Raw genomic sequence first — 25,016 nt, forward strand, 5'->3', positions numbered from 1 at the left:
GCGAGGCCCCACCGTCAGCAGAGGACGCCCCACCCTCCTTGGAGGAGCTGCGGAGCCCGCTGACGCAGGTGACGAGCTTCGGGACCAACCCCGGCAACCTGAGGATGTGGAAGTACGTCCCGGCCAACGTGCCCGCGAACGCCCCGCTGGTGGTGGCGATGCACGGGTGTACCCAGACGGCCTCCGCCTATACGAATACCGGCTGGAACGCCCTGGCGGACCAGCTCGAGTTCTACGTGCTCTACCCGGAGCAGCAGAGCGCCAACAACCAGAACGGCTGCTTCAACTGGTTCGAGCCGGGTGACATCGCACGCGGGCAGGGCGAAGCGCTCTCCATCAAGCAGATGGTCGACAAGATGAAGACCGACCACTCCATCGACGAGCGCCGCGTCTTCGTCACTGGCCTGTCCGCGGGTGGCGCGATGACGCACGTCATGGCCGCGACCTACCCGGACGTCTTCGCCGGGGCCGCCATCATGGCCGGCATCCCCTACAAGTGCGCGACCACGATGACGGCTGCCTTCAGCTGCATGAGCCCGGGCGTGGACAGGACGGCCACGCAGTGGAGGGACCTGGTCCGCGGCGCCTGGTCCGGCTACACCGGCGCCTACCCGAAGATCTCCCTCTGGCACGGCACCTCCGACTACACCGTGAAGAACACCAACCAGACGGAGGCCCTGGAGCAGTGGACGTCGGTGCATGGCATCGACATGACGGCGGACGTCAGCGACACCGTCGCCGGCTACCCCCACAAGGTCTACGAGGACGCCGCGGGCAATGCCCTGGTGGAGACGTACGCCCTCACCGGCATGGGCCATGGCACGGCCATCGACCCGGCCTACAAGTTCCCCGGCACCAGCGTGGCGTGCGGCACGGCGGGCGCCTACGTGCTCGACACGGACATCTGCTCCACCTGGTACGTGGCGAGGTTCTTCGGGCTCGACAACTCGGACACCGTCGCGCCCTCCGTCAGCATCTCCTCACCGGCGCACGGCGCCAGCCTGAGCGGGACGGTGAAGGTGACCGCCAACGCCACCGACAACGTGGGCATCGCCAAGGTCGAGTTCTCCATCGACAACACGCTCGTGGGCACCGATACGGCGGCCCCCTTCGAGTACGTCTGGAATACCGCCGCGGCCACCAACGGCACCCACACCCTGGTGGCCCGGGCCTCCGATGCCGCGGGCAACACCGCCACCTCCACCACCGTCTCCGTCACCGTGACCGGCGGCATCTCCGACACCACTCCGCCCACCGTGGCCATCACCTTCCCCACCGCCAGCGCCACCGTGGCCGGTGCCATCGACATCGCCGCCACCGCGTCGGATGACATCGGGGTGACGAAGGTGGAGTTCCTCATCGACGGAGCCGCGGTGGGTCAGGGAGTCCCCTCCCAGCAGGCAGGGCCGTATACGTACAACTGGAACACCACCGCGTATGCCACCGGGCCCCATACCCTCGTGGCCCGGGCCTCCGACGCCGCGGGCAACACCGCCCTCTCCGGCGCGGTGGTGGTGACGGTGGACCAGAACTCGGTGCGATTCACCGAGCGCTTCTCCAACGACGGCCCCGACAACGCGGGCTGGAGCCTCACCGAGTGGGCGCTCGACGCCAGCGACCAGACCGGCATGGCCGGGAGCAGGTCCATCCTCGGCTCCGCCACGCCGGCCTTCAACACCGTCACCCGCACCGCGAGCGTCGCCGTGGCGCTGACCTCCAACCCTCGGCTGACCTACTGGCGCAAGCTGGACCTCTCCGCCGCCAACACCTCGGCGTCGGTGGCCTTCAAGGTCGTCGTCAACGACGGCTCCGACCACGTGGTGGACTCGGCGTCGAAGACCGGCGTTGGCACCGTCTCCGAGTCCAGCTGGACGCAGCGCGCGGACATCGACCTGTCGGCGTACACCAACCGGAACGTCACGCTGAAGTTCATCGTCACCGGGACGGACACCGGCTCGAACGTCAGCCGCGCGAAGGCGTGGGTGGATGGCATCACCCTCGGCCCGCCGAGCGCCTCCGCCGACACCACCCCTCCCTCGGTGAACGTGAGCGCCCCGGCCAACGCCGCCACCATCAGCGGCACGGTCGACGTCACGGCGAGCGCCTCGGACGCGGGGGGCGTGACGAAGGTGGAGCTCTACATCGACGGCTCGCTGGCCGGTACCGACACCACCGCGCCGTATGTCTTCACCTGGAACACCGCGGGCGTGGCCAACGGCGTCCACTCGCTCATGGCCAAGGCCTATGACGCCGCCAACAACGTGAGCACGGACAACGACACCTCCGTGACCGTGAGCAACAGCGGCGCCGGGACGACGACCACCGTGACGTTCAGCAGCATCTCCGCGGAGGACGGGTACGTGAAGGCGAACGCCGATGGGAACGCTCCGGCCGTGGGGACCTTGAACACTCCGGCTGTCGGCAGGGGCGTGGATGCGAAGTTCAACCGGGCCCTCTTCTCCTTCGACACCTCCTCGCTCCCGGACACCGCCACCCTCGTGCGCGCCTCGCTCGAGGTGACGCGGTCCTCCTCGTCGGCCGATCCCTGGGCCGCTCCTTCCGGCAACACCCTCACCCTCGACCTGAAGAACGGAACGTTCGGTGCCGCCGCCACGGAGACCACCGACTACACCGCGGCCGCCACTGCTTCCAGCGTGGCCGAGCTCATCAAGTTCTCCACCGGCTCCCAGAGCTCCACGAACTTCAACGCCGCGGGGCTCGCGGCCATCAACAAGACCGGGAGGACGCAGGTGCGGCTCCAGTTCTCGCGGAACCAGACCAGCACCGCCTACCTCTTCCTCACCGAGGGCACCGGCGCCGTGCTGACCGTGGAGTACAAGTAGGCCACGAGCGGCACATCTCGGGCTCCAGAGTACGGGCTCGGATAACGTGTTCCCGAACCCACACAAGGAGGAGCATTGAAGGGATGCGTCCGCGTGGCGCTGGTCACGCTGCTGATGTCTCCCTGAGTACGTCCTGATGCGAGAAGGGACCCGGGACACCTCACGGGTCCCTTCCTTCTTCAGTCTCCTTCATCATCCCGCTTGCCGTCCAAGCGGGGGAGCGGCACCGTGCGCGCCCCTCGCGCCGGATGCTCCGGTGCGAACGGCAACAGGAGACGACAGGATGAAGGGTGTTGGATTGATGGCCGTGCTCGGCCTGATGCTGTGTGCCTCAACCGCGCTGGCGGCCGGCGAGGTCCAGTTGGTGCACGTCACCAGCTCGCAGTGTCCGCCCACCTCCGGCTGCTACCGCACGCCGTACCTGCGCGGCATCGTCGAGGTGCGGAACATCGCCTACGCGAAGACGGTGACCATCCGCTACACCGCGGGCAACAACGTCTGGACGGACGCCGCCGCCAACTACGTGGGCCCCTCCTCCTCCGGCAAGGAGCTGTGGTCCTTCGATATCGCCACGCCGAACGCCACGCGCTTCGCCATCTCATACACGGTGAATGGCGCCACCTACTGGGACAACAACGGCGGCCAGGACTACCGGCTGGCGGACTACCAGTTCGACGCGCTCCTCACCTACCCGGACATCAGCGGCGCCACCGGCCAGCGCGACACCACGAAGTCCGCCATCGTCGGCAACATCCTGGTGAGGAACCGCGGTACCCAGAAGACCGTCACCGTGAAGTACACGGACAACAACTGGGCCACCACGGGGACCACCACCGCCACCTACGTGGCCACCCTGCCCTCTGGCGTGGAGTACTGGGCGTATGAGGCGCCCGTGTCGGCCTCCGCGCCCTCGAGCAACATCCAGCTCTCCTTCGTGTACACCCACGCCCAGGGCACGGCGACGGACACCAACTACGGCCGTTACTACCGTGTGGTGAGCAACACCGTCACCCGCTGAGCGCCACGTGAGGGCCGGGCCCGTCCGCCGCCCGCCCGCCAGTCCTCCGGACGACGGCACGGGCCCCCTTCTCCATGCAAGGGGGGATGCGCAAGCGAGGGCGCCTGTCCATTTCAAGCACCCTACCCTCTGGCGCATGTAGCCACCTCGCCCCCCTTGGCACCGCACCCCGCGGTCCCAAGCTTGTCGATGACGCGCCGACCCCACCATGCGTAGGTGGTGCGACCAGAGGGGGAGGGCATTGATGGCGGAGGGCTACGAACAGACTGGACCCTCTCTGGAAGGGGCGCACCCTGGCAGGCGACTGGGCAACCGCTTCGAGCTCACCCAGCGCATCAAGCAGGGCCGTGGCATCACCACGTGGCTCGGGGTGGACCTGCACACCGGAGCGCGTCTTGTCATCAAGACGACCTCCGCCGTGTCTCTCGTGCCCACCGCCCGGCAGCGGCTGGAGCACGAGGCCAGTGTGTTGCGTACCTTGCGCAGCCCCTACCTGGTGCCCGTCTTGCATTTCGGAACGGGTGGGGACCTGCTCTTCCTGGTGACGCCGCTCGTCCCCGGGGTGTCGCTCCAGGAACGGCTCACCAGTGGCACCCTGTCCGTGCCCGAGGCCCTCATCGTGGGCCAGTGTGTGCTGGCCGCGCTCGCCGAGGCCCACGCCCACGGCATCCTCCACCGGGACGTGAAGCCCTCCAACATCATCGTGGAGGGCAGCCCCACCCTCACCCGCGCCACCCTGGTGGACTTCGGACTGGCACGCAGTGAACGGTTGGATCCGTCCTTGAGAGACCTGCCGGTGGGCACCGCGCGCTATCTGTCTCCCGAGCAGGCCGGGCTCCTCAACCGTCCGGTGGAGGCGCCCTCGGACCTGTACGCGCTGGGCGCCGTCCTCTTCGAGACACTCGCCGGGCACCCGGCCTTCGATGGCGCCTCCGTGGGAGAGGTGCTGCGCCAGCACCTGGCCGCGCGGCCCCGTCTGCGCAGCGTGGGCATCGAGGTGCCCCGCGCCCTGGAGGAGGTCGTCGCGCGGCTGCTGCAGACGGACCCACAGGACCGCTACCAGTCCGCGGAGTCCGCGCGAGAGGACCTGGGCGCCATCGAGGTGGCGCTGGCTCGTGGCGAGCAGGATCCGGAGCTGGTGGCGGGCGCGCACGACATGCGCCACAGCCTCACCGAGCCCTCCTTCGTGGGCCGCCACGACGAGTTGGCGCTGCTGGAGCGTGAGCTGGAGCGCTCGCGCTCCGAGCCTGGACGGCTGCTGGTGGTGGAGGCCGAGAGCGGCGGAGGCAAGAGCCGGCTGCTGGAGGAGTTCGCCACGCGCGCCCGCCAACACCGCGCCTGGCTGTTGCAGGGCCAGGCCGTGGCCCAGTCCGCGCAACGGCCCTTCCAGCTCTTCACGGACGTGGCCACGGGGATCGCCACGGCGGCCAGGGAGCGGCCCGCGTTGGCGGAGCTGCTGCGCGAGCGGTTGGTGGAGCAGGCCGCGGCGGTATGTATGGTGCTGCCCCAGCTACAGCCGGTACTACGCCCCGCCCAGCAGCAGGGCCTGGGTCCCGAGTCGCTGGGCGAGAGCCGCGGCATCTGGGCCCTCACCACGCTGTTGGGCGCGCTGGGCACGGAGTCGGAGCCGGCGGTGGTGCTGCTCGAGGACTGCCAGTGGGCCGATGAGCCGACGCTCCGGGCGCTGGAGAACTGGCAGCAGGCGCGCCGGGACACGGTGGGGCACGTGATGATCGCCGTGTCCTTCCGCACCGAGGAGGTGGGGCCCGGGCACGTGCTGCGCCGGCTCCACCCGGACGCCCACCTGCGACTGGCGGCCTTCGGAACCACGGAGGTGGTGCGGATGCTGGAGTCCATGGCCGGCACCCTGCCCCGCGAGGCCACGGAGATGGTGGGGCGCCTGTCCGAGGGCAATCCCTTCATGGCCTCGGCGGTGCTGCATGGGCTGGTGGAGGACGGCGCGCTGGTGCCGGGTCCACGGGGCTGGCAGGTGGAGCCCGAGGCCATGGCGCACGTGCGCTCCTCGAGACAGGCGGCCTCCTTCCTGGTGCGCCGGTTGAAGCTGCTGCCGCCCGAGGCGCTGCGCCTGTTGTCCGTGGGCGCTGTGCTGGGCAAGAGCTTCGACCTGGAGCGGGTGGCCTCGCTGTCGGACACGCCTCGCGAGCAGGTCGTCAGCGCGCTCATGGAGCCGCGGCGGCGGCACATGCTGTGGGAGGGCAGCAACGGCCGCTACACCTTCGTCCACGACAAGCTGCGCGAGGCCCTGCTGGGACTGCTACGGCCCGAACAGCGCCGGGAGCTGCACCGGCTGGCGGCGCGCTCCATCGCGGCCAATCCGCCCGTGGACCCATTCGAGCTCGCCTACCACTTCGACGCGGCGGGTGAGCATACCCAGGCCCTCCCCTATGCCCTGGTGGCCGCCGAGCGGGCGCGGCAGCAGTTCGCCCTGGAGACGGCGGAGAACAACTACCGCATGGCCGAGCGCGGCGCGGCGCGGGCCGATGCGGGCACCCGCTTCCGCATCTTCGCCGGGTTGGGAGACGTGTTGATGCTCCGTGGCCGCTACGACGCCGCCCAACAGCAATTCGAGCTGGCCCAGTCACTGGCCCGCGACAGGCGGGAGCAGGCCCGCCTCTGGTCCAAGCTGGGCGAGCTGGCGTTCAAGCTCTACAACAAGGAGGAGGCCGACGCGGCACTGAAGCAGGGACTGAAGTTGTTGGGGCGGTGGGTTCCCCGCTCCAACGTCTCGGCCGCGATGGGCGCCCTCTGGGAGCTCATGGTGCAGGCGGGACACACGTTGATGCCGAACCTGCTGACGGGACGACGCTCGCTGGAGAACGGCGAGGAGGACCTGCTCGCCGTGCATTTCTACAGCCGCCTGACGTACAGCAGCTGGTACTTCGGCAGCCCCATCGCCACCTTCTGGACCCACCTGCGCGAGGTGAACACGGCCGAGCGCTACCCGCCCACCCTCGAGCTCGCCCAGGCCTATTCGGAGCACGCCCCCATGCTCACCATGGTGCCGTGGTTCAGCCGGGCGACCGCCTACGCGGAGAAGTCGCTCGCGATCCGCCGGGAGCTGGGCGACATCTGGGGCCAGGGCCAATCGCTCCACTTCTACGGGCTGGGCCTCTATGCCGCGGGCCGCTTCGAGGAGTCCATCGAGAAGTGCAGCGAGGCGGTGCGGCTGCTGCAACGCACGGGAGACCAGTGGGAGGTCAACAACGCCCACTACCAGTACGCCATGGCCCTCTACCGGCTGGGCCGGTTGAAGGAGGCACTGGAGTCCGCCCAGCGGCTGCACGGAGCGGCGCTGGCCATCGGTGACCAGTACGCGGTGCGGCTGGCCCTGGAGGTCTGGGCGAAGGCGTCCCTGGGGCACATCCCCTACAGCCTGCTGGAGGGCTCGCTGGCCAACCCCGGCCAGGACACGCAGACGCATGCCAACACCCTGCTGGCCGAGGCGCTGCGCCGGCTGCGCGAGGGAGACACCGCGGGCGCGGTGACGATGTTGGAGAAGGCCGACAAGCTGGTGGAGCAGGCCCACCTGCGGCAGGAGTACGTGGCCCCCATCGTGCCCTGGCTGGTGACCGCGCTGCGCATGCACGCCGAGAGCATCTCCCCGCTCGCGCCCACGGTGCGCGCGCAATGGATGAAGCGGGCGGAGAAGGTGGCGCGGCGCGCCCACTCCCTGGCGCGCAGCTACCGCAACAACCTCGCCCACGCGCTGCGTGAGCGGGGACTGCTGGCCGCCATGTCCGGCCATCCGCGCCGGGCCCGCCGCTGGCTGGAGCAGAGCCTGAAGGCCGCCGAGGAATTGAAGATGCGCTACGAGCGCGCCCTGACGCTCCAGGCGCTCGGCCGCGTGGGCAAGGAGCTCGGTTGGACGGGAACCTCCGCCTGGCAGGAGGAGGCCACGCGCGAGCTCCAGGAGATGGAGCAGGACCTGGGCACCGAGCCGCGCGAAACCGAAGGGATGACGGAGCACCCGGGGACGCTGTCGCTGGTGGACCGCTTCCCCCGGGTGCTGGACGCGGGCCGCCGCATCGCCTCGGCCCTCACCCGCGAGGCGGTATTCGAGGCCGTGCGTCAGTCCATGATGGAGCTGCTGCGCGCGGAGCACTGCGTGGTGTTCACCCCGGAGACGATGCTGCCCGAGGACCAGCTCGCGGCGGCGGGCGTGGGCCGCACCGCCATTGGCAGGGCCATGGAGACGGGGCGCCCGGCGGTGATGGGCCAGGGCATGCCCGGTGGGGTGAGCGAGAGCATGGAGATGCTGGGGGTGCGCTCGCTCTTGTGCGCGCCCATCCAGGTGCGCGGCAAGACGGTGGCGTGCGTGTGCGTCAGCCACCGGCAGGTGGGCGAGCTCTTCGGCGAGGACGAGGAGCGCCTGGCCTCCTTCGTCTGCATCCTGGCCGGCGCCGCGCTGGAGAACGCCGAGGGCTTCGAGCAGATGGCCGCCCTCTCCGAGGAGCGGGGCCGGCTCTACCGCGAGGAGCAGGAGGCGGTGCGGCGCCGCGACGACTTCCTCTCCATCGCCGCGCACGAGCTGAAGACGCCCCTCACCTCACTGCAGCTCCACCTGCAGGGCCTGATGAACCAGGTGCGCCAGGGGATGGAGCGGCTGCCCCCGGAGCGGCTCGGCGCCAAGCTGGAGTCGGCCAACCTCCAGACACAGCGCCTGGGCAAGCTGGTGAACGAGCTGTTGGACATCTCGCGCATCGCCCAGGGGCAGATGCTGGGCAAGCTCGAGGACGTGGACCTGGTGCAGGTGGTGCACGGCGTCGTCGAGCGCTCGCGCGAGGCACTGTCACGGGCCGAGTGCGAGCTGCGGCTCCACCTGCCCCCCAGCATGGTGGGCCACTGGGACGCCATGCGGTTGGAGCAGGTGGTGCTCAACCTGCTCACCAACGCGACGAAGTACGGCGCGGGCCGGCCCATCGACGTCACCCTGGAGGGCGATGCCAACCAGGCCCGGCTGCGGGTGCGTGACGAGGGCATCGGCATCGCCGAGGAGGATGCGGCGCGCATCTTCGAGCGCTTCGAGCGCGCCGTGTCCGTGCGCCACTACGGTGGCTTCGGCATCGGGCTGTGGATCGTCCGGGAGATCGTCCAGGCGCTCGGCGGCACCATCGAGGTGGAGAGCGCCCCGGGCAAGGGCGCCACCTTCACCATCACCCTGCCCCGCCGCGGCCCCGAGGCGTCCCGGAACGGCAACGGGAACGGAGCTAGCGACGCGTGAGCACCATGTAGATGACGTTCTGCACGCTGTCGCGGAACTGCTCCACGGAGGCGATCTCCTCGGGGTCGATCTCCGAGGCGAAGGCCCGCACCTGGTTCTCGTCCCGGTAGAGGAGCCACCAATCCATGAGGGCCTCCAGGTACCCGGCATCGGGGGTGCGGGTGGCGAAGTTGCCCACCAGCAGGCGCCCACCGGGGCGGAGCATCCCGAAGAGGAGCCGGGTGAGGCGCGCGGCCACGGACTCGGAGAGGTAGTCATACAGGCCCGCCGAGTAGATCAGGTCCATCTCCGGGAACGAGGCCTTGCCCAGCAGGATGGAGCGCACCGTGCCGCGGACGGGTTGGACGAGGTGGCTGGGGTGCTGCTGGGCCACGACCTCCAGACTCTCCGGGTCCTGATCGAACGCGATGAACTCACCCACGCGGCCCTCGGCGACGGAGAGAGAGAGCTCGGCCTCGCGCAGGTGCCCACAGGCCACGGAGAGGATGCGGGGCTGGTGCACCCGCTCGGCCGTGGCGTCGATCTCCTGGGCCAGCAATTCCCGCCGCTCGCGGACGCTCCGGGGGCCGGACTGGTTCCACAGGAAGTGGTAGATGTCCCGCCCCAGCGGCGTCAGGGGCCCCTGGTGCTCGTCATAGAGATAGTCGATGAGGACCGCGTCACCCGCGTAGCCCCGGGGCTTCTCGAAACCATGCCGGGTATAGGGACACTGGTGGATGACCTCACGCAGGGGATGGGTCCGCACGATCTCCAGGCAGAAGCGGGTCCACTCCTCGCGGTCCCACTTGCGATGCAGCAGGGTGAGCCCCCGGAACAGGGACTCCAGCGCCAGCTGCAGGTCATCGCCCCGGGTGATCTGCCAGTGGACGTCATCCAGCCAGCAGACCGCGCGTTCGAGCGCATTGCTCCAATCCACCCACTCCATCACGGGCGCGGCCAATGCGTTGCGCAGCGTTTTGAGATCGCCAGGGAGGGCAGCATCGCTAGCAGTCGACGATGACGACGACGAAGAAGAGGAGGGAGGTCCTTCCATCGCCACCAAAACGAAGAGCCTTCCCACTCCCTTCCCTGTGACCTGGCCACCCGGCCAGCGCTTGTCCGAGGGGCAGGAAGGAGAGCGGAATAGGGCGGCGTCTAGAGCGCGAAGTAGTCCCGGGAGATCTGGAAGCTCACCTGCTCGTCCGCGGGCTCCAACTCGACGGCGCGCTCGTGACGGGCGAGGATGCCGTGGCGCCGCAACAGGGCCTCGATGTCGTCCTCGAGCGCGAGCACCGGACGCACCGCGCAACCCGTGGCGTAGGCCATGTCATTGAGCAGGCTCGGATTGTCCGGCTCGCTGGTGGCGACGAAGACGGTGCCTCGCACGTCGTCATGCTGCGCCGACGCCAACAGCCCGCTCGCTACCCATAGCTCGCCCAGCCGCATCCGCCGCACGCCCGACCCCCGCCGCCCCACGACCCCACAACCGCGTGCGCTCGGGCGATCCCCCTCCCCACTCGCCACCCACCTACACGCCCGAGCGCGCCCACCCCGACCCACCCAACCTCAACCCGTGCGCGACTCATTGCGCGTTGCGTGCCAGAACGCACCTGACGGATTCCGAGGGGTTGGACAACCTGTACCGCGGGGCGATACCGGAATGCGGGAAGATTTTCAGGGAGGACTGGCCCGAAATGGGGAGAAGGGTGTTTGACGACGACGCTCTCCGGAGCGTCCTTCTCGCCGGATGAGAACGCGTTTTCTTCTCATCCAACGAGAGTGGCATCTTCAACGCATACACCCTACCGCTGACCGGTGGGAAGGTGAAGGCACTCACACATTCGTGCGCACGCCGGATGGCCAAGGAGCGTGACCTCACGAACGGCATCCCGGTGGAGTACGTCATCTTCCCGGACGAGGGCCACGGCTTCACCAAGAAGAAGAACGAGGTGGAGGCCTACTCGCGCCGGTCCCAGGTAGCCGGCGGGCCCGGTCGTCACCCTTGGGACTATTGGCCCAGGTGCTCGGCCTTCCGCTTCACCTCATCGGCCTTGTCGCCGGTGAGGATCTCGACCTTGTATGTCTTCTCGGGGCCCGTGGCGGGCTCGTAGCTGACGCGCACCGGAGTGCCCTCATCGAGGTCGTCCCAGGTCACCGCCTGCCCGTCACGCTCCAGCCTCGTGCCCGGGGTGAGCACGAACCAGGCCTCCGGCGCGGACGGATCATCCACGGCCTTCACGGCGATGCGGTAGGCGTCCTTGTCCATGTCGGTCACCACGCCCTCGCGGTTCTGCGAGAGCCCTGGCACCGCCGCCCCGACGTCGCGAGCCGCCTCCTTCGTCCCGGCGCACCCCACACCGCCCAGCACCGCCACCAGCACCGCCGCTCCCAGCACCTTCACGCGCGTCTTCATGTCTTCTGGACCTCCTCGATAGCCGGACTCCGGGCAGGCACGGGCCATGCTCGAAGCCAGTGCGAAGCTAGGGACCCGGTCCGGGTGGCGCCAGGAGTGCGCGAGTCCCGAGGCCCGGGCGCCCGGTCTCCAGCGCCTGGGACAGGCAGGCCACCGAGCCGGACTGGAGGACGTAGGGACCGTCCTTCAGCGAAGACGGAAGGGAATCTTCACCACGCGATAGACGGAGATGGGCCGCCCATCCAGGAGCGCTGGCGAGTAACGCCACGTGCGGACCGCGGCGATCGCCGAGGAGGCGAACGGCTCCTCTCCCCTCATCACCGAGATGTCGCCCACGCGCCCGTCCTCGGTCACGATGATCTTCAGGATGACGAGGCCCTCCCGACCCGAAGCCCGCGCGGACTGGGGGAATTCGGGCTGGACGTTGGACGCCAGCTCCCTCGGAGCCGTGGCCTTCTCCGGAAGTTGGATGGGACCCACGGGGCGCGCGGGCTTCTCCACCAGGGCGGGGCGTTGCACCTGCGCGGGAGGACGCTCGGAGGCGAGCATCTCCGGCGTGCTGAAGTCCGCCACCGCCCCGGCGTAGGCGGCGCCCTGCCGCGCCGAGGAGCCCGACACCTGGGCCACACGCGAGGCCGGCTGCTTTCGCAGGCGCTGGGTGAAGAGCACATCCCCGGAGCCGCCCGCGAGCGCGCTCTCCGTCTGGTACCCGTCGAGCACGAAGGTCAACTCCGCGGTGGCCACCCCGTTGGAACCCGGGGGGACGTCGAGCACGAGTGGCGTGGAGCCTCGCTCCTGGCCCAGCCAGAAGACGCGCGCACCCGAGGGCTCACTGGTGATGAAGAAACGAACCGGAGCGGGAGCGGGCGCGGGGGCCTCGGCGACCGGCGTGGGAGCGGGCGGGCTCGTGGGAACGGGCTCCGGACGACGCCACAGGGCCACTCCGGCACCAGCCCCCACGAGCAGCACCGCCAGGGCGACGCCCATCCACGGGTTCGTGCGTCGGGGTGGAGCCGGTGGCTGGACCGGAGCGGAAGGCCGCTGCGCGCCACTGGCCGGAGGGACGTCCAGGCTGATGTCCAACACGAGCGTCCCCGCCTCCGGACCCTGCGCGGGGGGCGCGGGCAGCGGGGTGAGGAACGGCGAGCTGATGGGGCTGGAATCTCCCACGCGACCGAGCACCTCGCGCAGCGCCTCGAGCAGCTCGTCCATGGAGGCGTAGCGTGCCTGGGGATCCTTCTCAAGACAGCGAAGGACGAGGGCCTCCACGCGCTCGGGGATGACGAGCCCGGGCTGCAGGTCCCGGAAGCGCGGGGGCGACACCTTGTGGTGCGCGAAGAGAAGCTCGAGCGTGTCCTTGGAGACGAAGGGCGGACGGCCCATCAGCATGTGGTACGTGACGACACCGAGCGAGTAGATGTCGCTGCGCACGTCCGCGACGTTACGGGCCTGCTCGGGTGACATGTACACCGGTGAGCCCAGGAAGGTGCCGCTCTGGGTGATGGCCGGAGTGGCCTCGGCTCCCGCCCCTTCTGGAGAGAAGGGCTTCACCAGACCGAAGTCGAGCACCTTGACGTGGTCGCGGTCTCCATCCGCCACCAGCATCACGTTGGCGGGCTTGAGATCCCGGTGCACCACCCCCAGCCGGTGCGCCTCGCGCAGCGAGAAACAGACCTGCCGGGCGAGCTCCATCGCCCGGGGCCACGGCAGCGGCCCCTCGGCGAGCACCTCCGAGAGCGTGCGGCCCTCGATGTACTCCATGGCGATGAAGCAGATGCCGTCCTCCGTCTGGCCATAGTCGATGACGGTGACGGTGTTGGGGCTGCGCAGCTTCGCGGTGAGCGAGGCCTCGCGGATGAAGCGCTGGAGGAAACCCGGATCCTTGCTGGTGGGGAACGTGGGGCTCAGGATCTTGAGCGCCACCACGCGATCCAACGGGACCTGGAGCGCGCGGTACACGCGGCCCATGCCGCCCTCTCCGATGGGGGCCTGCACCAGGAAGCGCCCCAGCAGGGTACGACCGAGCAGCGGATCCTCCGACGGAGGCGGAGGCGCGGGCTCATCGGTATTGGGAGGGCGGGGTTGGGTCTCCATGGAGATCCTCCAAGGTCGGGACCCTGGCATGGGGCCGTCACGGCCGCGTCGACAGTGGGTCACGAAACGTAAAAGTCGCCCCACCCCCTCCCCCCTGCCCCGCAGGGCCTCCTACCGCTCGAAAGAGGCTTGACAGGGTTTCGACGCGGGCCGCTCTGGGGCTAGAGTGCGTCGGCACGCGCCGGCCCACAGGCCGCCCGCCTGGGAGCACCGAGCCACAGCACATGCCCTTTCAGATCACCGTCTACGAGGAAGACCGCATCATCGACGTCGTCTATCCCCCGCAGCCCACGGCGGAGGACGTGACGGACTACCTCAAGCGCATCCGCGAGACGATCGCCTACATGAACGGCCCGTGGAGCGCGCTGGTGGACCAGGGACAGCTGCGCGTGATGCCGCCGGAGATGGTGGCCACCATGGCCAGCCTCAACGCCTACGCGCAGCTGCACGGCATGAAGCGCTCGGCGCGCATCGTGAGCGACGCCGCCTCCGGCCTCCAGGCCTGGCGCATGACGAAGAAGGCCATGCTCTCCATCCCCACGCGCACCTTCGAGACCCGCGAGGCCGCCCTGGCCTGGCTGCGCAACCCCGACGACGAGTAGTCCACTTCACTCCGTGTCAAAAGTTCGTTCCGGTACGGTTTCCTTGGGGCATCATTCACCTGCTGGGCGTCCAGGTCTGGCACGGCATTACACCCCCGTTTCACCCCAGGAAGACAGGAGCGAATCCAATGCGACACCCCAGGTTCGGGTTGCCGGTGCGTCCCCTCGTGGGCGCGCTGATGTGCACCCTCACGCTCGCGGCGGGCTGCGGCCCGGCGGAGGAGTTGGAGGCGGCGAAGGGCGAGGATTCCTCCGCCCTCGGGAAGAAGAAGGGCGAGGTCGTCTACGGCACGGACAGCCGGCAGGACGTCTACGCCCACCCGGACGCCACGCTGCGCGCTCGGGCGCAACAGGCCACGGTGGCACTGATGAACCCGTCGGACTTCAACGCGACGGACCCCAACGACGTCACCTTCCCCGGTTCGACGCTGGGATCCGCCTACAACCTCTGCACCACTGAGCGCTTCCGGGATGACCCGACAGGGGCCTTCTGCTCCGGCACGCTCATCGACGACGACCTGGTGCTCACCGCGGGCCACTGCGTCACCAGTGCCTCGGCTTGCGCCGACACGCGCCTCGTCTTCAACTACTACCGGCCCTCGGCGGGCACGCTGCAGCCGGTCACCACGCAGGACATCTTCACCTGCACCTCCATCGTGGCGCGCCAGCAGGGCACGGTGAACGGGCAGAACCTGGATTACGCCATCCTTCGCCTGGACCGGCCGGCCACGCCGCGCTTCACCCCCGCGCCGGTGCGCATGGACAACACCGCGCTGAGCGTCGGGCAGAACGTGGCCGTCATCGGCAGCGGCAGCGGCATCCCCTTCAAGATCGACTCCGGTGGCTCGGTGCGCAACGCGCGCGCGAGCACGCTGGACTACTTCGTGGCCAGCACGGACACCTTCGGTGGCAACTCGGGCTCCGGCGTGTACGAGACGAACGGCTACACCGTGGCGGGCATCCTCGTGCGCGGTGAGACGGACTACGTCTCCAACGGCAGCTGCCGCATCGTGAACACGTGCACCGAGACGGGCTGCCGCGGCGAGGACATCACCTACGTCTACCCGGCCATCAGCGCCTTCTGCGCCGCGACCAACAACGGCAGCACGCGGCTGTGCGCCGGACTGCCGCCGCCGCCTCCTCCCCCGGCGAACTCGTACGCCTTCACCGCGAGCAACACCAACAACGCCCAGCAGAACACGGTGAACAAGGTGCTCACGCTCAACGCGGGCGACGTGGTGGAAGTGGGCACCTGCAATCTGGAGGGCGCAACCGGCACCGGTGACACCTGGCTGCGCCTCAACAACGCCGCGGGCACCCAGGTGGCCTCCAACGACGACGGCTGCTCCGGCAGCACCCTCTCCTACTTCAAGTACACGGTGACGGCCTCCGGCTCCCACACCATCCGCGCCGGCTGCTACTCCAGCGGCAGCTGCAGTGGCACCGTGGTGTGGAAGGTGACCTCCGCCAGCACGAGCACCACCACCAGCGGCTCGTTCTCTTTCGGCGCCCACGACACCAACAGCGCCACGCAGAACACCATCAACCACAACGTGTATCTGACGGGCGGCCAGGTCATCCAGCTGGGCACCTGCTTCGTGAGCGGCGGAACCGGCAGCGGCGACACCTTCCTGCGGCTGTACAGCCCGACGGGCACCGAGGTGCGCTCCAACGACGACAACTGCGGTACCCTCTCATACATCCGCTACGCCGTGCCCTCGGACATGGGCGGTACGTACCAAATCCGCGCCGGCTGCTTCGGCAGCGAAAGATGCGGCGGCACCGTGGCCTACACCATCCAGTAGCTCACCTGCCAGACGGAAGGTCCCCAGGGCCGCTCGCCTTCGTTGCGGGCGGCCCTCGTCTTTCCGTAACCGACGCTTGACAGCTCGGGGGGCGGGATCTAACGCGAAGAGTCATATGAGCACGCCCAAGTTCCCGTCGCCCTCTACTCCGATCTCCATCGAAGGTCCCCTGAAGGTCCTGCTGCTCGAGAACATCCACGTGTCCGCCGAGGAGATGCTCAAGGCGGAGGGGTTCTCGGTGGAGCGGCTCAAGGGAGCGCTCAAGCCCGAGGAGCTGGAGGAGCGCATCCGGGACATCCACCTGCTGGGCATCCGCAGCAAGACGAACGTCTTCGAACCGGCGCTCGCCAAGGCGCCCAACCTGCTGGCGGTGGGCGCCTTCTGCATCGGCACCAACCAGGTGGATTTGAAGTCGGCCAACATCCACGGCGTGCCCGTCTTCAACGCGCCCTTCAGCAACACGCGCAGCGTGGCGGAGTTGGTCATCGCGGAGATCGTCATGCTCACGCGCCAGCTCGGGGACCGCAGCCGCGAGGTGCACGCGGGCCAGTGGCGCAAGGTGGCGACGGGCAGCCACGAGGTGCGCGGCAAGACGCTGGGCATCATCGGGTATGGGCACATCGGCTCGCAGCTGGGCGTGCTGGCCGAGGCCATGGGCATGCGCGTCATCTTCTACGACATCATGACGAAGCTGCCGCTGGGCAACTCGCGCCCCACGGCCACCCTGGGCGAATTGCTGGAGTCCTCGGACTTCGTGACGCTGCACGTGCCGGCCACGCCGTCCACCGAGTGGATGATCGGCACCGCCGAGCTGGCGCGCATGCGCAAGGGCAGCTACCTCATCAACGCGAGCCGCGGCACGGTGGTGGACATCAAGGCGCTGGCGGCGGCCATCAAGTCGGGCCACCTGGGTGGCGCCGCGGTGGACGTCTACCCGGAGGAGCCGGAGACGAACAGCGACGGCTTCGTCACCGAGCTGCAGGGCCTGCCCAACGTCATCCTCACCCCGCACATCGGCGGCTCCACGGAGGAGGCGCAGGCGTCCATCGGCAAGGAGGTGGCCACCTCGCTCATCAAGTTCGTGCGGAGCGGAGCCACCACGGGCGCGGTGAACTTCCCGCACGTGGAGGCGCCGCTGATTCCCAACACGCACCGCATCCTCAACGTGCACCGCAACACGCCGGGCGTGCTCCGCGACATCAACCGGATCGTCTCGGACCTCAACGCCAACATCCACGCGCAGGTGCTGAGCACGGATGCGAACATCGGCTACCTGCTGATGGACCTGGACCAGGACGTGGCCAACCCGGTGTGCCAGGCCATCGCGGGCCTGCAGACGGACATCAAGACGCGCATCGTGTCCTGAGCCGTGAATCACTCGACGCCCGGCGCTTCAACCGGGCCTCACTTCCTTCGCTCGCGTGAACGCGCACGCTTGCGCAGGAACTGGATCAGGGCCTTGAGCTTGAGCGGGGTCTGCGCTCGGCTCGGGTAGTACAGGTAGAAGCCCGCGAAGGGTGGGCAGAACTCCTCGAGGACGGGAAGGAGCTCACCCCGCTGGATGTAGGGGCGGAAGGAATCCTCCATCCCAATGGTGAGACCGACCCCGTCGCACGCCAGGCGCAGCATCAGGTGCTTCTCGTTCGTATTCACGCGGGCATCGACGGCGAGCTCGAAGTCCCTTCCCTTCTCCGTGAACTCCCAGCGGTAGGGGGCACCGTTCGGCATCCGCCACCCGATGCACGCGTGCGCGTGGAGCTCCCTCGGGTGTCGTGGCTTGCCGTGGACCGCGAAGTAGCCCGGTGACCCGACCACCAGTTGCCGCTGCTCTCCGGAGATGCTGACGGCGACCATGTCCTTGTCGATGATTTCGCCGAGTTGAACCCCCGCGTCGAAGCCCCGCTGAAAAATGTCCGAGGGGCTGTCGTCGATGTGGATGTCGAGCTTGATGTCCGGGTACTCCGCCAGGAACTCCGAGAGCATCCTTTCGGAGAGAAAGTCCTCCGCGATCGATGAGACATTCAGGCGGAGCGTTCCCGCGGGCTGGCTCCGCAGCTCGTTCAGCGATTCGAGTGTCGCGCGCATGTCGGAGAACGCCGGCTGCAGACCCCGGTAGAGGCGCTCACCTGCTTCGGTGAGGCCCACGCTTCGCGTGGTTCGCTGCAGCAGACGGACGCCGAGCCGCTCCTCCACCTGGCGGATCGTCTGGCTCACGGCGGATCTCGTCACGCCGAGCTCCTCCGCCGCGGCCTTGAAGCTCCGCTTCTCCGCGACGGACAGGAACGCCGCCAGCCCTCCGAGCTCATCTCTCATTGGTAAGTCACTCTAACCAACCCATCAACGATTGGAAGGTCGCGGCGGCAGCCGGGTGCCCCTACTTTGGATTTGGGAACAGCAAGGAGAAAGACATGACGAAGCCATCGAGCGAGCAGCATCCCTACGTCGGCATGTGGGTCACCCAGGACGGCTACATCCGCCACGAGCTCCTGCCGGGAGGCCGCTATGACGAGGCCCGCGGGAAGAGGAAGAGCGCCTACCGCGGCCGGTACACCATCAAGGGCGACCATATCGACTACGTGGACGACACCGGCTTCACCGCGGACGGAGACTTCCGCGATGGCGTGCTCTACCACGCCGGCATGGTCCTCTACCGGGAAGAGACGAGGTAGACCATGGCAGCCAATCCCCGCGCTGCCACCCCATGAACCGGGCTCAGCGGGGCGTGAGCTTGAGCAGCCGGCCGTTGGACTCGTCGGTGAGCAGATAGAGCGCCCCCTCGGGGCCCTGGACGACCTCGCGGATGCGCGCATTCATATCCGTGAGCAACCGCTCCTCACCCACCACGCGGTCGTTCTTCATGACGAGCCGCACCAGCGCCTGGCTGGACAGGCCTCCGATGAAGATGTTGTCCCGCCACTCGGGGAAGAGGTCCCCGGAGTAGATGGTCATCCCCGAGGGGGAGATCACCGGATCCCAGTAGTACACGGGCTGCTCCATGCCCGGGCCCTGGGGGCTCTTGTGGATGGGCTCGCCGGAGTACTCCTCGCCATAGCCGATGGTGGGCCAGCCGTAGTCCTTGCCCACCTCGATGAGGTTGAGCTCGTCACCCCCGCGAGGCCCCATCTCCACCACCCAGAGGCGGTTCTTGCCGTCCAACGCCGCGGACAGGATGTTGCGGTGTCCCAGGGACCAGATCTCGGGCCGGGCGCCCTTGCGGCCAACGAACGGGTTGTCCTTCGGCACCGAGCCGTCGGGGTTGATGCGGACGATCTTCCCGAAGTGGCTCTTCAGGTCTCTCGCCTGGACCCGGCCGGGGAGGATGGAGCGCTCGCCGAGCGTGACGAACAGCTTGCCGTCGGGGGTGAACACGAGGCGCCCCCCCGCGTGCAGGGTCGACTCGAGCGTGGGCTGCATGCGGAAGATGACCTTCACGTTCTCCACACGTGGCTTCGCACCCTCCACGAGCCTCGCGCGAGCCACCGCCAGGCCATTACCGCCCTCGCGCGGCTCGTAATAGGTCCAGTAGATGAGGTGGCTCTTGGCGTAGTCGGGGCCGAGCTCCACGTCGAGCAGGCCGCCCTGCCCACGGCCATCCACGCGCGGCAGACCCGCGACGGGCGGGGACTTCGCGCCCTCGGGAGTGACGATGTAGAGGGAGCCCGTCGGCTTCTCCGTCACCAGCATGCGCCGGTCCGGCAGGAAGGCGATGGCCCAGGGCTTGTTGAAGCCAGAGGCAATCTCGGTGACCTGGAAGGGCGTCTTCGTCTCAACAGCCGGAGCGCGTGTCTGGCCAGGGAAGGCTGGCTCGAACTCGGGCACGTTGGGGGGCGCCGTCTCGACGGGCGCGCCTGCAGGATTGGGCCCCGTTCGCGGCACCGACTGCTGGCTGTCGCCCGCGCGGCCGGGAGCCAGGTTCCCACTCTGGTCCGAGGACGTGCGAGGACGCTGGCCTTGTGCCAGCCCCGAACCAGACAGGAGCGAGACAAGGACAACACTACTCGTCAGGAAGGCGCGCATGAGGCTCTCTCCACAGGTCGAGGTGGGTTCCAAAGCAGGAGCGGGGCGGCCAATGAGGGTGAAGCAACCCACGTTGGGACTAGACATGCCCGCCCCGCGCGGCAGATAACCACGACAGGCGCAACTCGCCGCCCTGCTTGTACGAGGCTGTTCTCGCACCGACAGAAGAGGTTCTCCGATTCGCCCACTCGGAGAGCGTCGTGCGAGCCTGCTCGATGCCCCGCCAGTGTGGAGCCCACCCGTGCTCAGCCAGCGCTTCTCCTACGAAAGCTTCGCCCAGACGAGCGATCGCGCCCGGTTATGCCGAGAGCTCGAGCAGGTGCTGACCGCTCGGGTCCGGTCGGCGCCCTCTCCCGAGGAGGAGGGTCATCGGATTGCGATGGAGCTGCGCGAGCTGGGGCACGACCTCTGGAGCTTCGACAAGTCCACCGACTTTCAAGTCTGGTGTGGGAATTGGGCGAACCCCACGCGCCCCTACGAGCTCATCGTCGAGGTCTCCTACCGAGACGAAGAAGAACCTCGGACGGTGTCAGTCAGCCTCCGTGTCAGAGAGACACACCCAGCGCATCACTGACCGGTGCTGTAATTGGCGGGCACCCAGGTGTACCCCTTCCCGTTGGCGCGCACGTGGCCGAGGCCCGGGAACGAGACGTGTGCGACGCCCACCCAATACCCCTGCTTCGCGGCGTCGGCATACGCCTTCGCGCGCTGGGCCGCCGCCGCCTTGGAGTCGACGTCGTACTGGATGGTCACCGACGGCTCGGGGAACTGCACCGCGGCCACATGCATCACATCACCCCAGAGCACGAGCCTCTGTCCCTTGCTCTCCACGGAATAGAAGCTGTGCCCGGGAGTGTGGCCCGGGGTCGCGATGGCCCGGATGCCGGGGAACAGTTCGGTGTCGCCCTCGAACGTCTTGAGCCTGCCCGCCGCGACATAGGAGTCGAGCGCGGTCCTCGCCTCCTGGAAGCGGGGCTTCTTGTCGGCCGGAGCCTTCTCCATGTTGTCCGTGCTCAGCCAGTAGTCCACATCGCGCTTGTCCGCGTAGACGAGGGCCTTCGAGAAGACCTGCTTGCCGCCAACCGTCAGTCCGCCCGAGTGGTCCGTGTGGATGTGAGTGAGCAGCACCGCGTCGATCTGCTCTGGCTCGTACCCGGCCGCTCGCAGGTTGGGGACCAGCTTGTTGAGGCCCTTGATGCCCGGTCCGAACAGCTCGCCCGCTCCGGTGTCCACCAACACCAACTTGGAGCCGGTATTGATGAGGAAGGCATTGACCGAGGTCTCCACCGGCAGCTCGAGGTACGCATCGGCCAGCAGCTTCTTCACATGCTCGGGATGGGTGTTGGTCAGCAGCTTGTCCGGTTGTTGCGGCACGGTTCCATCCGAAATCACCGTGACCTCGAAATCACCCAACATCATCCGGTAGAAGCCCGGGGCCTGGCTCCTGACCTGCGGCGCGGCCGCGTGTGTGGCCGACGGCGCGAACACGGCGCCCGTCGCGGCAGTGAGGGACACGGCGAGCGTGGCACGCGAAAGGAAGGTGCGTAGCGTCATCATCGGAATGCTCCAGAGGAATGCGCACGGAACCGCCTCGGCCCGTGAGCAACGGCCGACAACGACCCCGCGGCTGTGTAATGTTTCCCTGATACCGGCCGGCCTCGTGATACCGACCGGTCTCTTATATGATACCGACCGGTATCATCGTCAAGGAAGAAGGATGACGGGCAAGAAGACGACGAAGCCCTCGCCCCGGGAGCGCATCCTCGAGGCGGCCGAGGAGCTCTTCTATCGCGAGGGGATCCGGGGGGTGGGGGTCGAGGCGATCGCCGCGAGGGCGGAAACCACCAAGATGGCGCTCTACCGCCATTTCGAGTCCAAGGACGCGCTGGTGACCGAATGGCTCCGCCTCGTGGCGACCCAGGATGAGGCGGTCTTCGATCGGCTTGAGTCCGAGCATCCTGGCGACCCACGCGCGCAGCTCCTGGGATGGGCGCGATTCATCGCCGGGAGGCTCTCGGAAGAATCGAACCGGGGTTGCCCGCTCAGCAACTCCGTGGCCGAGCTGCCAGACAAGAATCACCCGGCCCGGCAGGTCATCGAAGCGCACAAGGCCCGGCAGGCCCGGAAGCTGGCGGCCCTCTGTGCCCAGGCCGGCATCCCCGAGCCCGAAGCGGCCGCCAGCGAGATCCTCTTCGTCCTGGAAGGTGCTCAGGTCAGCGCCCAGTGCATGGGCGCCGCGAAGGTCAGCGAACGCCTCATGCGGATCGTGAGCGCGATCGTGGAAGGCAAGGGCAGCTGATGGCGGGCCATCGGCCCGTGTATCAGGCGGTCAGATCCAGCACCACGCGGCCCTCGATCTTGCCGGCGTGCATGCGCGCGAACACGTCGTTGATGTTCTCCAGCCTGTCGGTGGTCACCGTCGCCTTGACCTTGCCCTGCGCGGCGAAGGCCAGTGACTCCTGCAGGTCCAGACGGGTACCGACGATCGAGCCACGCACGGTGATTCCCCTGAGCACCATGTCGAAGATCGGCAGCGGGAAGTCGCCCGGCGGCAGGCCGTTGAGCGACACCGTACCGCCGCGGCGGACCATGCCGAGCGCCTGCTCGAAGGCCTTGGGCGACACCGCGGTGACCAGTGCGCCGTGGGCTCCGCCGATCTCCTTCTCGAGGTAGGCCGCCGGATCCGTCTCGCGGCAGTTGACGGTGACGGTGGCGCCGAGCCGTTTGGCCAGTTGCAGCTTGCCCTCGTCCACGTCCACCGCGGCCACGTTGAGGCCCATCGCCCGGGCGTACTGCACCGCCATGTGGCCGAGCCCTCCCACGCCGGAGATCACCACCCAGTCACCCGGCCGGGTATCGGTGACCTTCAGGCCCTTGTAGACGGTCACGCCAGCGCACAGCACGGGCGCGATCTCCGCGAAGCTGAGCTTGTCCGGCAGGAGTCCGACATAATTGGCATTGGCCAGCGCGTATTCGGCGAAGCCACCATTGACCGAGTAGCCGGTGTTCTTCTGCTGCTCGCACAGGGTCTCCCAGCCCCCCAGACAGTGCTCGCAGTAGCCACAGGCCGAGTACAGCCAGGGGATGCCAACCCGGTCGCCCTCCTTGACGTGGGTGACGCCCTCTCCCACCGCCACCACGTGGCCGACGCCTTCGTGGCCAGGAATGAACGGCGGGTTCGGCTTGACCGGCCAGTCTCCTTCGGCCGCATGCAGATCCGTGTGGCAGACGCCACACGCGCTGATTTTCACCAGGATGTCGCCGCGCCCGGGACGAGGGATCTCCACCTCCTCGATGCTCAACGGCTTGCCGAATGCACGTACGACCGCGGCCTTCATTGTCTTGTTCATACAGGTACCCCCGTTTGTTTGTGTATGGCGTCAGGAACAGCATTCCGCCAGGTGCCACACTGGCGGAAATACCCTCACCCTCGCCCTCTCCCGGAGGGAGAGGGGACATCCACTAGAAGAAGCCCATCGCCTTGGGCGAGTAGCTGACCAGCAGGTTCTTCGTCTGCTGGTAGTGGCTCAGCATCATCCGGTGGTTCTCACGGCCGATGCCCGACTGCTTGTAGCCACCGAAGGCCGCATGCGCCGGATACAGGTGGTAGCAGTTCGTCCAGACGCGGCCGGCCTGGACCTCGCGGCCGACTCGGTACGCCGTCGACGCGTCGCGGGTCCACACTCCCGCGCCGAGGCCGTACAGCGTCTCGTTCGCGATCTTCAGCGCCTCGTCCAGGTCCTTGAATGACGTGACGGAGACGACCGGTCCGAAGATCTCCTCCTGGAAGAGCCGCATCCGGTTGTTGCCCTGGAAGATGGTCGGCGCGACGTAGTAGCCGTTCTCCAGCTCCCCCCCATGGCGCAGCCGCTCGCCGCCAAGCAGCAGCTTCGCGCCCTCCTGCTTGCCGATGTCCACGTACGAGAGGATCTTCTCGAGCTGATCGTTCGACGCCTGCGCGCCGATCATCGTGGAGGTGTCGAGCGGGTTGCCCGTCTTGATCTTCTTCGTCCGCTCGATGGCTCGTGCCAGGAACTCCGCTTGAATCTTCTCGCTGACGAGCGCGCGTGAGGGGCAGGTGCAGACCTCGCCCTGGTTCAGGGCGAACATGGCGAAGCCCTCCATCGCCTTGTCCGCGAAGTCGTCGTCCTTCGCGAAGATGTCCTCGAAGAAGATGTTGGGCGACTTGCCACCGAGCTCGAGTGTCACCGGGATCAGGTTCTCGGACGCGTACTGCATGATGAGCCGTCCGGTGGTGGTCTCACCGGTGAAGGCCACCTTCGCCACGCGCTTGTTCATGGCGAGCGGCTTGCCCGCCTCCACGCCAAAGCCATTCACGATGTTCAGCACGCCCGGGGGAAGAAGATCTCCCATGAGCTCCGCGAGCATGAGGATCGACGCGGGTGTCTGCTCGGCCGGCTTCAGCACCACCGCGTTGCCCGCGGCGAGCGCCGGAGCGAGCTTCCACGCGGCCATGAGCAGCGGGAAGTTCCAGGGGATGATCTGCGCCACCACACCGAGCGGCTCGTGGAAGTGGTACGCGACCGTGTCCGCGTCCAGCTCGGACAGGCTGCCCTCCTGCGCGCGGATGCAACCCGCGAAGTAGCGGAAGTGGTCCACCGTCAGCGGCAGGTCGGCGGCGAGCGTCTCGCGGACCGGCTTGCCGTTGTCCCACGTCTCCGCGATCGCGAGCGTCTCGAGGTTCTGCTCGATGCGGTCCGCGATCTTGTTGAGGATGATCGCACGCTCGGCGGGCGAGGTCTTCCCCCAGCCCGTCTTCGCGCGGTGCGCGGCATCGAGCGCGGCCTCGATATCGCTCGCATCCGAGCGGGGAATCTCACAGAACGCACGGCCCGTGACCGGGGTGATGTTCTCGAAGTACCGGCCCTGCTTCGGCGGTGTCCATTCGCCCCCGATGTAGTTGGCGTAGCGGGACTTGAACTGGACCTGCGAACCCGACGTGTTGGGGGCTGCGTACACCTTGCTGGACATCTGCGCTCCAG

Annotated in this window: 18 protein-coding genes; 9 read left to right on the plus strand and 9 right to left on the minus strand. The window is 68.1% G+C overall.

Annotation, left to right across the window (positions count from 1 at the left end):
- Window positions 1–38: 38 nt before the first annotated feature.
- The 3 genes from JQX13_RS04870 to JQX13_RS04880 all read left to right on the plus strand — a co-directional run bounded on the left by JQX13_RS04870 (window position 39) and on the right by JQX13_RS04880 (window position 9,103).
- Window positions 39–2,843, plus strand: a complete 2,805-nt coding sequence (locus tag JQX13_RS04870; protein WP_239014541.1) for an extracellular catalytic domain type 1 short-chain-length polyhydroxyalkanoate depolymerase — start codon at window positions 39–41, stop codon at window positions 2,841–2,843.
- Window positions 2,844–3,126: 283 nt separating this feature from the next.
- On the plus strand, window positions 3,127–3,861 hold the full coding sequence (locus tag JQX13_RS04875; protein WP_203407905.1) for a carbohydrate-binding protein: 735 nt from the start codon (window positions 3,127–3,129) through the stop codon (window positions 3,859–3,861).
- 244 nt (window positions 3,862–4,105) lie between these two features.
- Window positions 4,106–9,103, plus strand: coding sequence for an ATP-binding protein (locus JQX13_RS04880; RefSeq protein WP_203407906.1), 4,998 nt, complete (start codon window positions 4,106–4,108; stop codon window positions 9,101–9,103).
- On the opposite strand, the gene JQX13_RS04885 is transcribed toward JQX13_RS04880, so the two are convergent.
- The 4 genes from JQX13_RS04885 to JQX13_RS04900 all read right to left on the minus strand — a co-directional run bounded on the left by JQX13_RS04885 (window position 9,090) and on the right by JQX13_RS04900 (window position 13,589).
- Window positions 9,090–10,028, minus strand: coding sequence for a class I SAM-dependent methyltransferase (locus tag JQX13_RS04885; RefSeq protein WP_239015235.1), 939 nt, complete (start codon window positions 10,026–10,028; stop codon window positions 9,090–9,092). The genes JQX13_RS04880 and JQX13_RS04885 overlap by 14 nt on opposite strands.
- Before the next feature lie 209 nt (window positions 10,029–10,237).
- Window positions 10,238–10,558 (minus strand): hypothetical protein, encoded by a 321-nt coding sequence (locus tag JQX13_RS04890; RefSeq protein ID WP_203407908.1) that lies wholly within the window; start codon window positions 10,556–10,558, stop codon window positions 10,238–10,240.
- Window positions 10,559–11,090: 532 nt separating this feature from the next.
- Window positions 11,091–11,495 (minus strand): hypothetical protein, encoded by a 405-nt coding sequence (locus JQX13_RS04895; protein WP_203407909.1) that lies wholly within the window; start codon window positions 11,493–11,495, stop codon window positions 11,091–11,093.
- A gap of 186 nt (window positions 11,496–11,681) precedes the next feature.
- On the minus strand, window positions 11,682–13,589 hold the full coding sequence (locus tag JQX13_RS04900) for a TonB family protein (RefSeq protein WP_203407910.1): 1,908 nt from the start codon (window positions 13,587–13,589) through the stop codon (window positions 11,682–11,684).
- A 224-nt stretch (window positions 13,590–13,813) separates the two neighbouring features.
- On the opposite strand from JQX13_RS04900, the gene JQX13_RS04905 reads away from it, so the two are divergent.
- The 3 genes from JQX13_RS04905 (at window position 13,814) to serA (ending at window position 17,362) form a co-directional block, all read left to right on the plus strand.
- Window positions 13,814–14,191: an STAS/SEC14 domain-containing protein gene (locus tag JQX13_RS04905; protein WP_203407911.1), complete on the plus strand. Its 378-nt coding sequence runs from the start codon at window positions 13,814–13,816 to the stop codon at window positions 14,189–14,191.
- Window positions 14,192–14,319: 128 nt separating this feature from the next.
- The gene (locus JQX13_RS04910) at window positions 14,320–15,996 is read left to right on the plus strand and encodes a trypsin-like serine peptidase (protein ID WP_203407912.1); all 1,677 of its coding nucleotides are present in this window, start codon (window positions 14,320–14,322) and stop codon (window positions 15,994–15,996) included.
- A 115-nt stretch (window positions 15,997–16,111) separates the two neighbouring features.
- A complete protein-coding gene (gene serA / locus JQX13_RS04915) occupies window positions 16,112–17,362 on the plus strand; it encodes a phosphoglycerate dehydrogenase (protein ID WP_203407913.1) in 1,251 nt (416 codons plus the stop codon).
- A 38-nt stretch (window positions 17,363–17,400) separates the two neighbouring features.
- Here the strand turns inward: serA and JQX13_RS04920 are convergent, their stop codons facing one another.
- Window positions 17,401–18,309: a LysR family transcriptional regulator gene (locus JQX13_RS04920; RefSeq protein ID WP_203407914.1), complete on the minus strand. Its 909-nt coding sequence runs from the start codon at window positions 18,307–18,309 to the stop codon at window positions 17,401–17,403.
- Between the two features lie 95 nt (window positions 18,310–18,404).
- Between JQX13_RS04920 and JQX13_RS04925 the strand changes: the two genes are divergently transcribed.
- Window positions 18,405–18,665 carry an Atu4866 domain-containing protein gene (locus JQX13_RS04925; RefSeq protein WP_203407915.1) on the plus strand — a complete coding sequence of 87 codons (261 nt, stop codon included), beginning with the start codon at window positions 18,405–18,407 and terminating at the stop codon, window positions 18,663–18,665.
- A gap of 43 nt (window positions 18,666–18,708) precedes the next feature.
- On the opposite strand, the gene JQX13_RS04930 is transcribed toward JQX13_RS04925, so the two are convergent.
- Window positions 18,709–20,013, minus strand: a complete 1,305-nt coding sequence (locus tag JQX13_RS04930) for a PQQ-dependent sugar dehydrogenase (RefSeq protein WP_203407916.1) — start codon at window positions 20,011–20,013, stop codon at window positions 18,709–18,711.
- A 241-nt stretch (window positions 20,014–20,254) separates the two neighbouring features.
- Here JQX13_RS04930 and JQX13_RS04935 point away from each other — a divergent pair, with 241 nt between their 5' ends.
- Window positions 20,255–20,587 carry a hypothetical protein gene (locus JQX13_RS04935; protein WP_203407917.1) on the plus strand — a complete coding sequence of 111 codons (333 nt, stop codon included), beginning with the start codon at window positions 20,255–20,257 and terminating at the stop codon, window positions 20,585–20,587.
- Here JQX13_RS04935 and JQX13_RS04940 read toward each other — a convergent pair.
- Entirely contained in the window at window positions 20,581–21,570 is a 990-nt protein-coding gene (locus JQX13_RS04940; RefSeq protein ID WP_239014542.1) for an MBL fold metallo-hydrolase, read from the minus strand. The two genes, JQX13_RS04935 and JQX13_RS04940, sit on opposite strands and share 7 nt — an antisense overlap.
- Window positions 21,571–21,730: 160 nt before the next feature.
- Here JQX13_RS04940 and JQX13_RS04945 point away from each other — a divergent pair, with 160 nt between their 5' ends.
- Window positions 21,731–22,312 (plus strand): TetR/AcrR family transcriptional regulator, encoded by a 582-nt coding sequence (locus JQX13_RS04945; protein ID WP_203407918.1) that lies wholly within the window; start codon window positions 21,731–21,733, stop codon window positions 22,310–22,312.
- 22 nt (window positions 22,313–22,334) lie between these two features.
- On the opposite strand, the gene adhP is transcribed toward JQX13_RS04945, so the two are convergent.
- Together adhP and exaC are read right to left on the minus strand one after the other, a co-directional pair.
- Window positions 22,335–23,363 (minus strand): alcohol dehydrogenase AdhP, encoded by a 1,029-nt coding sequence (adhP, locus tag JQX13_RS04950; RefSeq protein WP_203407919.1) that lies wholly within the window; start codon window positions 23,361–23,363, stop codon window positions 22,335–22,337.
- A 112-nt stretch (window positions 23,364–23,475) separates the two neighbouring features.
- Complete coding sequence (gene exaC / locus JQX13_RS04955; RefSeq protein ID WP_203407920.1) at window positions 23,476–25,005, minus strand: acetaldehyde dehydrogenase ExaC; 1,530 nt, start codon at window positions 25,003–25,005, stop codon at window positions 23,476–23,478.
- Window positions 25,006–25,016: the final 11 nt, after the last annotated feature.

Source organism: Archangium violaceum, from assembly GCF_016859125.1.
Lineage (GTDB): Bacteria > Myxococcota > Myxococcia > Myxococcales > Myxococcaceae > Archangium > Archangium violaceum_A.